The sequence below is a fragment of the Baekduia soli genome (genome assembly GCF_007970665.1).
GTDB lineage: Bacteria > Actinomycetota > Thermoleophilia > Solirubrobacterales > Solirubrobacteraceae > Baekduia > Baekduia soli.
The window spans coordinates 893,075-905,985 of record NZ_CP042430.1 but is presented as its reverse complement, the minus strand read 5'-3'; the positions used below and the strand labels follow the sequence as shown (position 1 = coordinate 905,985).

12 protein-coding genes are annotated in these 12,911 nt (G+C 75.5%); 3 read left to right on the top strand and 9 right to left on the bottom strand.

The window, feature by feature from the left end; all coding sequences use genetic code 11:
- Window positions 1-110: 110 nt before the first annotated feature.
- Window positions 111-626 (bottom strand): class I SAM-dependent methyltransferase, encoded by a 516-nt coding sequence (locus FSW04_RS04230; protein WP_146916599.1) that lies wholly within the window; start codon window positions 624-626, stop codon window positions 111-113.
- A gap of 78 nt (window positions 627-704) precedes the next feature.
- On the opposite strand from FSW04_RS04230, the gene FSW04_RS04225 reads away from it, so the two are divergent.
- Genes FSW04_RS04225 through purM form a run of 3 tightly spaced genes read left to right on the top strand, consistent with a single transcriptional unit; the run spans window position 705 to window position 3,185 of the window.
- Window positions 705-1,358 (top strand): DedA family protein, encoded by a 654-nt coding sequence (locus FSW04_RS04225; RefSeq protein ID WP_146916597.1) that lies wholly within the window; start codon window positions 705-707, stop codon window positions 1,356-1,358.
- Window positions 1,348-2,121, top strand: coding sequence for an undecaprenyl-diphosphate phosphatase (locus FSW04_RS04220; protein ID WP_146916594.1), 774 nt, complete (start codon window positions 1,348-1,350; stop codon window positions 2,119-2,121). The genes FSW04_RS04225 and FSW04_RS04220 overlap by 11 nt, the downstream gene beginning before the upstream one ends.
- Entirely contained in the window at window positions 2,118-3,185 is a 1,068-nt protein-coding gene (gene purM, locus FSW04_RS04215) for a phosphoribosylformylglycinamidine cyclo-ligase (protein WP_146916592.1), read from the top strand. Before FSW04_RS04220 ends, purM begins: the two co-directional genes overlap by 4 nt.
- Here purM and FSW04_RS26740 read toward each other — a convergent pair.
- From FSW04_RS26740 to flhA, 8 genes are all read right to left on the bottom strand, one after another.
- Window positions 3,182-4,363, bottom strand: a complete 1,182-nt coding sequence (locus FSW04_RS26740) for a glycosyltransferase (RefSeq protein WP_228431383.1) — start codon at window positions 4,361-4,363, stop codon at window positions 3,182-3,184. The genes purM and FSW04_RS26740 overlap by 4 nt on opposite strands.
- A gap of 353 nt (window positions 4,364-4,716) precedes the next feature.
- Entirely contained in the window at window positions 4,717-6,867 is a 2,151-nt protein-coding gene (locus tag FSW04_RS04205) for a glycosyltransferase (protein WP_146916587.1), read from the bottom strand.
- 47 nt (window positions 6,868-6,914) lie between these two features.
- Window positions 6,915-7,535: a CHAP domain-containing protein gene (locus FSW04_RS04200; protein WP_146916585.1), complete on the bottom strand. Its 621-nt coding sequence runs from the start codon at window positions 7,533-7,535 to the stop codon at window positions 6,915-6,917.
- A gap of 140 nt (window positions 7,536-7,675) precedes the next feature.
- Window positions 7,676-8,476 (bottom strand): flagellin N-terminal helical domain-containing protein, encoded by an 801-nt coding sequence (locus FSW04_RS04195; RefSeq protein WP_146916583.1) that lies wholly within the window; start codon window positions 8,474-8,476, stop codon window positions 7,676-7,678.
- 148 nt (window positions 8,477-8,624) lie between these two features.
- Window positions 8,625-8,816, bottom strand: coding sequence for a hypothetical protein (locus FSW04_RS04190; protein WP_146916581.1), 192 nt, complete (start codon window positions 8,814-8,816; stop codon window positions 8,625-8,627).
- Window positions 8,817-8,836: 20 nt separating this feature from the next.
- Window positions 8,837-9,232: a hypothetical protein gene (locus FSW04_RS04185; protein WP_146916579.1), complete on the bottom strand. Its 396-nt coding sequence runs from the start codon at window positions 9,230-9,232 to the stop codon at window positions 8,837-8,839.
- A 100-nt stretch (window positions 9,233-9,332) separates the two neighbouring features.
- Complete coding sequence (locus FSW04_RS04180; RefSeq protein ID WP_146916577.1) at window positions 9,333-10,820, bottom strand: hypothetical protein; 1,488 nt, start codon at window positions 10,818-10,820, stop codon at window positions 9,333-9,335.
- A gap of 22 nt (window positions 10,821-10,842) precedes the next feature.
- Complete coding sequence (flhA, locus tag FSW04_RS04175; RefSeq protein WP_146916575.1) at window positions 10,843-12,900, bottom strand: flagellar biosynthesis protein FlhA; 2,058 nt, start codon at window positions 12,898-12,900, stop codon at window positions 10,843-10,845.
- Between the last annotated feature and the right edge of the window lie 11 nt (window positions 12,901-12,911).

Here is a 12,911-nt window from a genome sequence, read left to right as displayed (position 1 = left end):
GGACGGCGACGCTCAGCCGTTGAGGAACGGCTGGTCCTCCCACACCTCGTGCAGGGGCCGGAGGAGCGCCGCAGGCAGGCCGCCCACTTGGAGGTCACCGCCACCGCCTCCTAGCGCGGGTCGCGCTCGAGCGCCTCGAACAGGCCGAGGCGGACGCTGGGCAGCTGGACGTCGTCGAGGACGACGATCCCGCCCTCGCACAGCCGGCCCGCGCCGTAGTACCAGTCGATGATCGCCATCGGGAACGCGTGGCCGCCGTCGATGAACACCAGGTCCAGCTCGGTCGGCTCCAGGCGCGGCAGGACCGCGTCCGACATCCCGATCTCGAACGTCATGGCCCCGAGGTCGATGTCGCGCGCCGCCGCCCACTCGACGAGGATGTCGACCTCGCGCCGGTCGCCGACCACGCACGTGTGGCGCGTCCCCCACACCGCGAACAGCGCGGTGGAGATCCCACATCCGGTCTCCAGCGTGCGCGACCCGGGAGCCGCGTGGCGCGCCAGGAACTCATAGCAGTCCAGGTCGGTGGAGTAGACGCCCTCCTGCGCCCCTGCGTGCTCGTGCACGCGCGGAGGGTCCCCCACGACCGTGAAGATGGCCCGGCTGCGCGCCGCGGGGTCGTCCATGGGCGCAGCCTACGCGCCGGCCCCCGACGCGGCCGCCGGACGCCGCGGCGGGCGCGGGACGCCTAACCTTCGCGCGCGATGCTGCTCGCGCTCCTGGTCCTCGCGTCGGTGACCGACAAGCTGGCCGACTTCGCCACCCGGGTCGTCGGCGACCTCGGCCTGCCCGGGATCTTCCTGCTCATGGTGCCCGAGAGCGCCTGCATCCCGATCCCGTCGGAGGCCACGATGCTCTTCGCGGGCTTCAACGTCAGCGAGGGCAAGTACAGCCTCTTCGCCGCCGTGGCGGTGGGCTCGGTCGCCAACCTCGTCGGGTCGTGGATCGCCTACGCCGTCGGCTACTACGGCCGCCTGGAGCTCCTGGAGCGCCACCGGGTCTTCCACGTCAGGCCCGAGCACCTGGCGCTCACGGAGCGCTGGTTTCAGCGCTGGGGCGCGTGGGCGGTGTTCTTCAGCCGCATGCTGCCCATCGTGCGCACGTTCATCTCGCTGCCGGCGGGCGTGGCGCGGATGCCGTTCTGGCGCTTCTCGGTGCTGACGCTGGCGGGCTGCGTGCCGTGGATCCTCATGCTGACGCTGGTCGGCAAGGCCGCGCGCGACAACTGGGACGTGTGGAAGGACCGCCTGCACTACGTCGACTACGCGGTGGCGGTGCTCATCGTGCTGGGCATCGTGTGGCTCCTGCAGCGCTGGTGGCGCGGGCGCCGGGCGCGGCCGGCGACCGATGCCGCCTGAGACGGCCCGGCTGCCGCTGGCCCACGCGCTCGCGCTCGGGGCGCTGCACGGGCCGGCCGAGCTCGTCCCCGTCTCCTCCTCGGCCCACGTCGAGCTGATCCCGCGGCTGCTGGGCTGGCCGTCGGCGGCCCTGCCCGCCGATGTGCGCAAGGCCTTCGCGGTGGCGCTGCACGCCGGGACGCTCGCGGGCCTGCTCGTGCTCGTGCCGCTGCCCTCCCCCGGCTTCGCCGTGGTGGCCACGGCGCCCGCCGCGGCCGCCGGGCTCCTGCTCGAGGACCCGATCGAGCGCCGCCTGGGCGGCGTGCGCGCCACGGCAGCCGGGCTCGTCGCGGGCTCGGCGCTGCTGGTGGCCGCCGACGCCCGCGGGGCCACGGGCCGCGGCGCCGCCGAGGCCGGGCCCGCCGACGCGCTCTGGCTCGGCGCCGCCCAGGCCCTGGCGCTGTGGCCCGGGCTGTCGCGGCTGGGCTTGACGGTCGCCGCCGCCCGGCTGCGGGGCTTCGACCGCGGCGCGGCGTTCGCGCTCGGCCGCCAGGCCGGGCTGCCGGTCGTCGCCGGCGCGACGGGGCTGAAGGCCTGGCGCCTGGCCCGACGCGGCGTGGACCCGGGGCTGCGAGCCCCGTTCGCCGCCGGGGCGGGCGCCGCGCTGGCCGCGACGCTAGCCGCCGCGCCACTGCGCCGGGTCACCTCGGTGTGGCCGCCGGCCGCCGAGCGCGTCGCGCTGGCCGCCGTCGCGCTGGCGGGTCTGAGACGATCTCCGCGATGAGCGACGCGTACTCCGCAGCCGGCGTGGACACCGACCAGGCCGACGCTGGGGTCGACGCGCTCGTCGGCGTCCTGCGCACGATCGAGCTCGGGCGCCCGTCGCGCTCGGTGCTGCGCAGCGGCCACTACGCCTCCGTGCTGCGGGTCACCGACGAGCTGGGCATCGCGATCTCGACCGACGGCGTGGGCTCCAAGCTCGTCGTCGCCGAGGAGGCCGACCGGCTCGAGACCGTCGGCATCGACTGCGTGGCGATGAACGTCAACGACATCATCTGCGTCGGCGCCGAGCCCATCGCGCTCGTCGACTACCTCGCCGTCGAGCAGGTCGACGCCGGCCGCCTGGCGCGCATCGCCCAGGGCCTGAAGGTCGGCGCCCAGGAGGCCGGCTGCGAGGTCCCGGGCGGCGAGCTGGCCGTCCTGCCCGAGCTCATCCGCGGCCACCCGTCGCCCGGCGGCTTCGACCTGTGCGCGACGTGCATCGGCACCGTGGGCCTCGACACGATCATCACCGGTGAGCGCATCGCACCGGGCGACGCGCTCATCGGCGTCCCGTCCAGCGGGCTGCACTCCAACGGCTACACGCTGGCGCGCCGCGCCCTGCTCGAGGACGCGCCGGGGCTGCCCGCGCTGGGGCTGGACGACCGCCCGGCCGAGCTCGGCGGCGCCAGCGTCGCCGACGTGCTCCTGGAGCCCACGGTGATCTACGTCCGCGCCGTCCTGGAGCTGCTGGCCTCCGACGTGCCGGTGCACGGCCTCGCGCACATCACCGGCGGCGGCCTGACCAACCTGCTGCGCCTCGGCGGCGGCTACGCGATCGAGGACCCGCTGCCGGTCACCCCGGTCTTCGACCTCGTCGCGCGCCTGGGCGACGTCGAGGACGCCGAGATGTGGGAGGTCTTCAACATGGGGTGCGGGCTGGTGGCCGTCGTCCCCGAGGACCGGGCCGACGACGCGGCGGCGATCCTCGCGGCCGCCCACCCGGGCGCCCGCAGGATCGGCACGGCGACCGACCGCACCGGGCGCGTCGACGTGCCCGAGCTGGGCCTGTCCTACCCGCTGCGCTAGGGGCGGGTGGCCACGGCCGCGCCCAGGAACGCGGCGATCGCGCCCGCGCGGGGCTCGAGCACGGCGTTGCCGGCGGCGCGCGCCAGGCGCTCGTGGCCGGCCGAGGCGCCGTGCAGCGCCACGAACGCGTCGGTGGCGGCGTGCAGCGCGGCGTCGCGGCCGAGCACGGCGTGCAGGAAGCGCACCTCGATGTCGGCGCAGCCCTCGAGGTCGGCGCCCGCGTCCTGCGCAGCCGCCAGGATCCGGCCCTCGACGTCGGCGGGCTCGCCGTCGCGCGCGGGGTCGGCGACGAGCACCAGCGTGGCGTCGGTGCCGGCGGGGGCCGCGGTGGCCCAGGCCGCAAGCAGCTCGGAGAGCCGATCGGGACGGGGACCTCGGAAGGCGGGCAGGGCCAGCAGCCGGCGGCCGGGGCCCTCCAGGCCGAGGTCCGTCGCCGCGCGCTGCGCCAGGCGCGGCGGGCGGGTCGCGAGGGCCCGCAGGCGCCGGGCGTACTGCGCGCCGACGGCGTCCCAGCCGAGCTCGAGCGCCGCGGCGCGGGCGGCGGCGCCGCGGCGGGCGCGCTCGGCGGCGGGGGCGTCGGCGGCCTCTCGCAGCAGCGCGGCCAGCGCGTCGCGGTCGGGCTCGAGCATCCACGGGTCGCCGTGGGTCGGCATCCCGCTGACCGAGCGCCCGGGCAGCGTCACGCGCCGCGAGGGGATCCGCCAGCCCGCCGCGGGCGGGCAGAACTCGTCCGTCGGGCCGCCCGCGGTGACGATCGCGGGCACGCCGCAGGCCATCGCCTCCAGCACCGGCATCGCGAAGCCCTCGCCCCGGTAGGGGTGCACGAGCACGTCGCAGGCGCGGTACAGCGCCGCGACGCCGGCGTCGTCGAGCACGTCGGTCAGGTGGATGACACGCGCGTCGGGGTCGGCGGCCGCGCGCTCCAGCGCGGTGCGGTCGGCGCCGCGGTAGACGCCGTCGGCGCCGAAGTCCTTGACGACCAGCGTCACGTCGCCGCGGCCCGCGAAGGCCTGCGCCCACGCGTCGAGCAGGACGTCGATGCCCTTGCGGCCGATCGCGCCGCCGACGAAGAGGAATCGCAGGCCGCCGGCGAGGCCGAGATCGGCGGCCGGGCCCTCGGGGGCGTAGGTGGCCAGGTCGACGCCGTTGGGCACGACGGCGACGCGGCCGGGGTCCATCCCGGCCTCGAGGTACATGCCGCGCACGTGCTCGGAGGGCACCCACAGCTCGTCGACGACCTCGCGCAGCGCGGGGCCCCAGGCGGCGGGCACCGAGCCGAACTCCCAGGGCTGGATGAGCGCGAGGCGCCCGGAGGCCGGCGGCGAGAGGTCCGGCGGCCACTGGTGGCGGACCTCGACGTCGGCGGCGTGGGGCAGCGGCGCGGGCGGCGCCGGGCGGTCGGTGGCGTCGCGGCGCAGGGCGAGGCCGGGCTCACGGTCGAGCACGTCGCCGACCTCGCGGTTGATGCGCGCCAGGCTCGTCGGGGCGTCCTGCTCGCCGACCCAGGCGACGGCGGTCGCCGGCTCCCGCGTCACGCGCGACGGGCGGCCGCCGGCGTAGTAGGCCTCGAGCTCGTCGACGTAGGCGCCGAACCCGCGCGGGGCCTGGATGCCGGCCTGCAGGCGCTCGAGCAGCCCGGGCTCGGAGGCCAGGCGCTCCATCTGGGCGGCCAGCCCGGCGACGTCGCCGCCGTCGAAGGCCAGCCCGTCGACCTCGTCGCGGATCGCCTCGGCCAGCCCGCCCATCCGGGGGCCAGCAGCGGGACGCGCGCGGCGAGGCACTCGCCGGCGGCCAGCGGCGCGCAGTCCCACCACAGCGACGGCAGGGCGGCGGCGTCCACCCCGGCCAGCAGGGCGGGCAGCTCGGCCGGCGAGAACGCCCCGTGCAGCTCGACGACGCCGCGGGTGTCCAGGCGCGCCAGGGCGTCGGCCATGCCGCGCGGCAGCTCGCCGTGGATGCGCACGCGCACGCCGGAGGCCGTGAGCTGGGCGGCCCGCACGAGGACCTGCGGCCCCTTGTGCGCGTAGGCCGAGCCGAAGAACCCGACGACGAGCTCGTCGCCGACGCGGCCGGGCGGGCGGTCACGGCCGACGCGCTCCCAGGTCTCGTCCTGGGCGGGCACGTTCTGGTGCACGACGTCGATGGCCTCGGGCGGGTAGCCCTGGTCGATCAGCGTGCGCCGCACCCCGTGCGAGACGGCCATGCACGCGGTGATCGAGCGCGCGAAGGACTCGCGGATCGCGGCCAGGCGCTCCTGGTAGGCGGCGGGGTCGGGGCCGCCGGTGCAGGCCGCGCAGTCGGCGCCGGCGTCGCCGGGCCCGCCGCACATCGCTCCGTCGCCGCGCAGGAGGTACGCGCGCGGGCAGACGAGCCAGTAGTTGTGGGTCGTGAAGTAGGCGGGCACGCCGCGGGCGGCCGCGACGTCCATGAGCGCGGCGCCGAGGTTGTGCAGGTTGTGGAAGTGCACGACATCGGGCCCGAAGCGGTCCAGGAGGTCGGCGAACGCGTCGGCGACCGGCGGGTCCTCGAGCTCGCGGTCGGGGCGCTGGGCGTCCCACAGGCCCGAGGGCCGGTTGTGGACGCCGACGAGCCGCACGCCGTCCTCCTCCCACTCGCGCAGCGCGTAGGGCACGCCGGAGGGGTCGGGGTCCACGGCGGCGTGGAAGACGCAGACGTCCCATCCGCGGCGCACGAGCTCCTTGGCGGCGAAGCGCGGCAGCATCGTGCCGCCGCCGGCGTCGTCGAAGCCGAACATCGTCATGAGCAGCCGGCCCTTGTCGCGCCGGGGCGCGGGCGCCGGCGGGACCTCGGCGGCCATGGCCCGCAGGCGGGCGCCCAGGGCGGGCAGCGGCAGGCCGCGGCGCTCGACGGCACCGGCCAGGGTCTCCAGCGCGCGGCGGCGCGCGCTGTCGGGATGCAGCAGCGGCCAGTCGAGCTCGGGCACGAGGTCGCTCAGCGGCTCGCGCTCCAGGGACTCCAGCAGCGTGCGCTGGACCTGGTCGACCTGGGTCGCCAGCGCCGCGGCGTCCTCGCCGGAGAAGTTGTCGTCGTGGCGGCGCAGGCGGATGAGCGGGTCGCCGCCGGCGTGGCGGAAGCGGAACCGCGGCGCCGCCCGCAGCCAGAAGTTGAAGTCCTGGGCGAGCGTGTGGGCGGGGTCGTAGCCGCCGACGGCCTGGTACACGCGGCGATGGACCATGCGCGTCGGGTCCAGCAGCGTGTTGTGCTCGCGCCAGAAGTGGTGCATGAGCCGCGCGCCGGTCATGTCGGCGACGCGCAGGCGGCCGTGGGCCACCCCGTCGCCGTCGATGACGATCGCGTCGCCGTGCACGACGCCCGTGTCGGGGTGGGCGTCGAAGACCGCCACCTGGCGGCGGATGCGGTCGGGCAGGCAGACGTCGTCGTCGCCGAGCATGGCGATGAGCTCGCCGCGACCCTCGCGCACGATCGTGTTGTAGGCCTCGGAGATCCCGCGGTTGACGTCGTGGCGCACGACGCGCAGGCGCGGGTCGCCGTCCAGGCCCGCCAGCACCTCGTCGATGCGCGGGTTGGCCGCGCCGTCGACGACGACGAGCACCTCGAGGGACTCGTAGTCCTGGGCCAGGCACGAGGCGACGGCCTCGGCCAGGAAGGCGTCGCGCGAGTACGTCGCGACGCCCAGCGTGACACGCGGGGAGGGAGGCATCCACTCCGGACGATCGGTCGTGCGCGCGGGCGCTTGAGGCCCGCAGGTCACCCGAGCCGCACGAAGCCGCTGGCGCCGTCGCCGTCGGCGCCGTGGGTGCGGCGCGTGACCGCGTTGGAGGAGTTGCCCTCGATGGTGTGGATCGACCCGTCGGGGTCGACGGACTCCACGATGCCGATGTGGTGCCCGCCCCAGACGATGAGGTCGCCGGCCTGCGGCGGCGTACCGCTGCCGGCGGGGTTCCAGCGCCCGGTGCGCTGGGCCCAGGAGGCGACGGCGCCGACCGAGCCGAAGCCCTGGCCGGCCTCGCCGAGCGGCGTGCCGGCCTGCTGGGCGGCCCAGGAGACGAAGTAGGCGCACCACGGGCCGATGCCGCTGCCGGCGGTGGCCTGGCGGTACTGAGCGATCCGCGGCGCGTCGTTGGAGCCCGGAGGCTGCTCGGCCACGCCGACCTCGCCCTGCGCGGCGGCCAGGGCGCGCTGGCCGGCCGTCTGCCCGGCGGCGGAGGCGGTCGGCAGCAGGGCCGCGGACGCGGTCGTCCCGGCCTGGCCGGCCAGCAGCGCCGAGAACGTCGACGCCGGCGCGGCGGCGCCGTCGCTCGCAGGGGTCGACGGCTGCAGGCCCTGCTGCAGCTCGGCGATCCGGAGCATGACGGCGTCGACGCTCATCGCCACGGTGATCGGCCCGGGCCGCCGATCCTTCAGCGGCGCCGGTCAGGCCGACGACGGGAGGGCGGCCCATGGGCCGCCCTCCGATGCCGGGTGTCCTGCCGGTCGCGCTGCCCCGGCCGGACGGTGATCCTCGGTCCTTACTGCAGGAGGCGGAGCACGCTCTGCGGGGCCTGGTTGGCCTGCGAGAGCATGGCCGTGCCGGCCTGCGTGAGGATCTGGTTCTTGGTCAGCGACACCATCTCGTCCGCCATGTCGACGTCGCGGATCCGCGACTCGGCCGCGGTCAGGTTCTCCTGGTAGGAGCCCGCGACGGCCAGCGAGTGATCGAGCCGGTTCTGGACCGCGCCGAACTTGGCGCGAGCCGTGCTGACGTTGGTGATCGCCGCGTCGATGTCGGAGATCGTGGCACCGCCGGCCAGGTTGGAGTACGAGGTGCCGACCTCGGTCGACAGGTTGACCAGGGTCACACCGATCTGCTGACCGTCGTTGGCGCCGACCTGGAAGGACACCGTGGAGGTGCCGCTCAGCAGGTTGGTGCCGTTGAACTGGGCCGAGGAGCCGATGCGGCTGATCTCGGACGCCAGCTGGTTGACCTCGTTCTCGATCGACGTCTTGGCGTTGGTGTCGAGCGTGCCGTTCTTGTACTGCACGGCCAGCTCACGGACGCGCTGCAGCATGCTGTGGACCTCGTCGAGGTTGCCCTCTGCGGTCTGCACCATGGACACGCCGTCCTGGATGTTGCGCTGCGCCTGGGCCAGACCGCGGATCTGCGAGCGCATCTGCTCGGAGATGCCCAGCCCGGCCGCATCGTCGGCCGCGCTGTTGATCCGGTAGCCCGACGACAGACGCGCCATCGACTTCGAGACCTGGGCGGAGGTGTTGTTCAGGTGGCGGTAGGCGTTGAAGGCCTCCACGTTCTGCGTGATACGAAGGGACATCGTCGATCTCCTTGATGACGTTGTGTGAGTGTTCGTCCCGGAGCGACTCCATGTCGCTCCTTCCTGCACCCCGATGATCGGCGCCGCCGCGGGCCATCTTGAGATCCGTCCAGCGGTGGGTGGACGGTGCGCCGCGGGCGGCGCGGGCCTACACGGTCACGTCGACGTGCGGGCGCCCGTCGTCGGGCGGCTGCGGCGGCGGGGGCGGCGGCCGGCGGCGCCTGCGGCGGCCCTCGTCGGGGTCGGGGCGGGACTCCTCGCCGGGGCGCGCCGTGCGGCGGATCGCGGGGATCGGGCGCGCGGCGGGCGGCTGGGGCCGGATGGGCTCGATGCGGTCCACCGGTCAGCCTCTCCGAGGGGTCAGCCCTGGGCGACCGGGTCGCCGGACGAGCGGGAGCCGTCGTGCTTGACGACCGCGCCGGTGGCGGCGGCCGCGGCCTGGGCCTGGGCCTCCATCGACTCCACCACGCGGCGGCGCAGCGCCTCGAGCTCGGCCAGCGCGAGATGGCGCCAGACGTTGACGGCGATGACCCACGCCACGACGTAGCCGGCCAGGCCGCCGAGCAGGCCGCGCAGCACGGCGTTGACCGTCGGCAGCCCCGCCTTGCTGGAGAGGTGGACGACGACGGCGAAGGCCAGCAGCCCGCCCCAGCCCTTGGCCATGGCGATCTGGCGCCGGGCCTTGGGGTGCCGGGTCAGCGTGATGCCGCTGCCGGCCTCGCCGGCGCCGGGATCGGCCTTGGCCTTCCTGGCCATGGCTAGCGGGCCCCTCGGGGCACCGCGACGGATGTGGGGACCGGGCGGGTCACACCCTCTTCATCGGCGGCTGGCCGCCCGACCCTGAGCCCGCCGGCGGTCACGGGACCAGGTCGGCGGCCAGCTCGGCCGGCGATGCGGGGCGCAGCCCGGCCTCGACGGCCTGGCCGCGGGCCAGGTAGGACAGCGGCAGGTTGCAGTCCACGGCCAGGCCGATGACCGTGCCGAGCATCTCGGTCTCGTCGGTGTGGGTGACCGCGACGGCCCCCACGCCGAGCTCGCGGACGCCGCCGACGAGCTCCCGGGCCGCGTCGGGCCCGATCGTCGCCGACACCGTGAGGTGCAGCTCGTCGGGCGCCAGCGCGCGGAGCTCGTCGCCCAGGGCGCGCAGCTCGGCCGCCGACCGCGGGCTGACGCCCGGCGTGTCGACGATGACGAGGCCCTGGCCACGCAGGCCGGCGATGAGCCCGGCGCCCTCCGCGCCGGACTCGACGGTGTGCAGCGTGACGTCGTAGGGCGCCAGCAGGCGCAGCAGCTCGGCGCCCGCGTCGGGCGAGCGCAGCGACAGCACCGTGACGGGGACGGCGCCGTGGCGGGCGTGGGCGGCGGCCAGCCGCGCGACGCAGCGCGTCTTGCCCGCGCCGCCGGAGCCCACGAACCCGACGACCCCGGGGCCGGGGCGCAGCGGGTGCACGGGGATGCGGCGCGCCAGGGCGGCGACGACGAGGTCCTTGGGGTCGGCGTCGGGCAGCAGCGGCGCCAGGCCGGACATGGCCTCCTCGGCGACCGCCTCGGCGAGCCCGCGGCGCAGGCCGCGGCCGACCATCTGCTCGACGGCCGCGCGGGCGGGCTCGGGCAGCGGGCGCGGCCCGTGCTGCACAGGCGCCACGGTGGGCTCGGGCACGAACGCCGGGGCCGGCTCGGGTGCCGGCGTCACGGGCTCGGCTGCGACGGGCTCGGGCGTGGCGGCCTCCGGCTCCGGCTCCGGCTCGGCCTCGGCGGCGACGTCGCCGACGCCGAGGTAGTCGAACACGCCGGTGGGCTGCTCGGCGACGGGCTCGGCGGCCGGCGCCTCGGGCTCGAACGCGGGCTCGGGCTCGTGCCACGGCTCCGGCTCGGGCTCCGCCTCCGCGGCGGGCTCGGGCCGGCGCTCCGCCGGCGGCGGGGGCGGCGGCTCGGCGACCCCGGCGTTGAAGAGCGCCGCGAGGCCATGGGACTGCGAGGCCGGCGAGGGGAAGAGGTCGTCGACGGTGACGTCGGCCGACGAGGGCAGCGCGTCGACCTGCGGGCCCGTGGCGGGCCGCGCCGGCGGGACCGGCGGGTCGTCCAGGAGGCCGCCCTGCTGGCGCTCGTGCGCCTGCGCGAGCTGGTGGGCGAACGCCCGGGCGACCTCGGGCGAGGTCTCGCCGCCGGGGCGCACCTCGATCTCGATCTCGCGCCGTGCGAAGAACCCGCCGACGCCACCGCTGCTGGTCTCCCGGCGCGCCACGATCACGGCGTCGTCGCCGAGCTCGGAGCGGATGCGGGGGACGAGCTCCTCCAGCGAGCGTCCGCGGTAGGTGTAGGTCTCCTGGTGCTGCGGGGTCATCGCGTCCTGCCGTCATCCATCGTCATAGGGCCACCACTCCGATCGTCTCCACACCGATCCCGGGCGCGATCTCGTTGTACGCGCAGACCGAGAGCTGGGGCAGGGCCTGCTCGCAGAGTCGCCGGAGGTGCCGCCGCACGCGAGAGGAGCAGATCAGCACCGGACGACGCCCGCGGGCGACGGCCTGCTCGACATGGTTCGACAGAGAATGCACCAATGCCTGCGCGCGGGTGGGATCCATCGCGAGGTACTCCCCGTCGGGGGTCTGGGCGATGGCGTCGGAGACCTCCTGCTCGAGGTGGGGGTCCAGCGTGATCGCGCGCAGCGTGCGCTCGGCGTCGATGTAGGGCGAGACGATCGTGCGGCCCAGCGCCTGCCTGGCGTACTCGGCCAGGAGCTCGGGGTCGCGGGTGACGCGGGCGCGATCCCCCGAGGCCTCGACGACGGCGCCGAGGTCGCGGATCGACACGCCCTCGCGCAGCAGCGCCTGCAGGACGCGTTGCAGCTCGCCGACCGACAGGAGGTCGGGAATGACCTCGTCGACGACCGCGGCGTTGTGCTCCTTGAGCGTGTCGAGCAGCGTCCGCACGTCCTGGCGGGTGAGCAGGTCGGCCGTGTGGCGGCGGATCGTCTCGGTCAGGTGCGTGACGACGACGCTCTCGGCGTCGACGACCGTGTAGCCCAGCGCCTCGGCCTCGGCGCGCCCGGCGTCGGTGATCCACACCGCCGCCATGCCGTAGGCCGGGTCGGTCGTCGGGATGCCCTCCAGCCGCCCGACGGCGTCGCCCGGGTCCAGCGCGAGCTGGTGGCCGGCCATGATCTGGCCGCGCGCCACCTCGGTGCCGCGGACCTTGATGAGGTACTCGTGGCTCTGGAGGCCGACCTCGTCGTGGATGCGGACCGACGGGATGATCGTGCCGACCTCCGCCGCGATCTGACGGCGCACGGCCGAGACGCGCTGCAGCAGCGAGCCGCCCGAGGAGCCGTCGACGAGCGGGACGAGGCCGAAGCCGATGCACAGCTCCAGCGGGTCGAGCGACAGCGCGTCCTGGACCTGGTCGCGCGGCGAGGCGACCGGCGGGGGCAGCGCGGCCTGCATCGCGGCGGCCTCGGCGGCGGTGGCCGCCGCGGCGTCGGCGTTGCGGCTCATCGCGCGTCCCCCGAAGAAGAACGCCGCGCCGATGACCAGGAAGGGGATCTTGGGCAGGCCCGGGACCAGCGCGAACGCGGCGATGACCGCGCCGGCGACCTGCGGGGCGCGGCGCTGGGCGCCGATCTGGCCGACGACCTGCGACCCGAGGTCCTCGGTGCTCGCGGCACGCGTGACGATGATGCCCGTGGCGACGGAGATCAGCAGTGCGGGGATCTGCGCAGCCAGGCCGTCGCCGACCGACAGCAGCGAGAAGTGCTGCACGGCGTCGCCGAACGAGCGCTTCTGCATCAGCACGCCGACCACGATGCCGCCGAGCAGGTTGATCATCGTGATGAGCACGGCGGCCATCGCGTCGCCCTTGACGAACTTCGAGGCGCCGTCCATCGCGCCGTAGAAGTCGGCCTCCTGGGCGATCTCGGCGCGGCGCTGGCGCGCCTGCTCGTCGGTGATCTGACCGGCGTTGAGGTCGGCGTCGATCGCCATCTGCTTGCCGGGCATGGCGTCCAGGGTGAAGCGGGCGCCGACCTCGGCCACGCGCCCCGCGCCGTTGGTGACGACGACGAACTGGATGACGATGAGGATGAGGAAGACGACGAGGCCGACGACCACGTTGCCGCCGACGACGAAGTGCCCGAACGCGGTGACGACCCCGCCCGCGTCGCCGTGCAGCAGGATGAGCCGCGTCACGCTGACGTTGATCGCCAGGCGGAACAGCGTCGTGATCAGCAGCAGCGACGGGAAGACGGAGAAGTCCAGCGCCTTCTGCACGTACATCGTGGTGACCACGATGGCCAGGGCGCAGGAGATGTTGAGGGTGATGAGGAGGTCGAGCAGGACGGGCGGCAGCGGGATGATCAACATCACCACGACCAGGACCACGACGCCGGCGGCGATCAGGTCGGTGTACCTGCCGAGCTTGCTGAGCATGCCTTGCACGG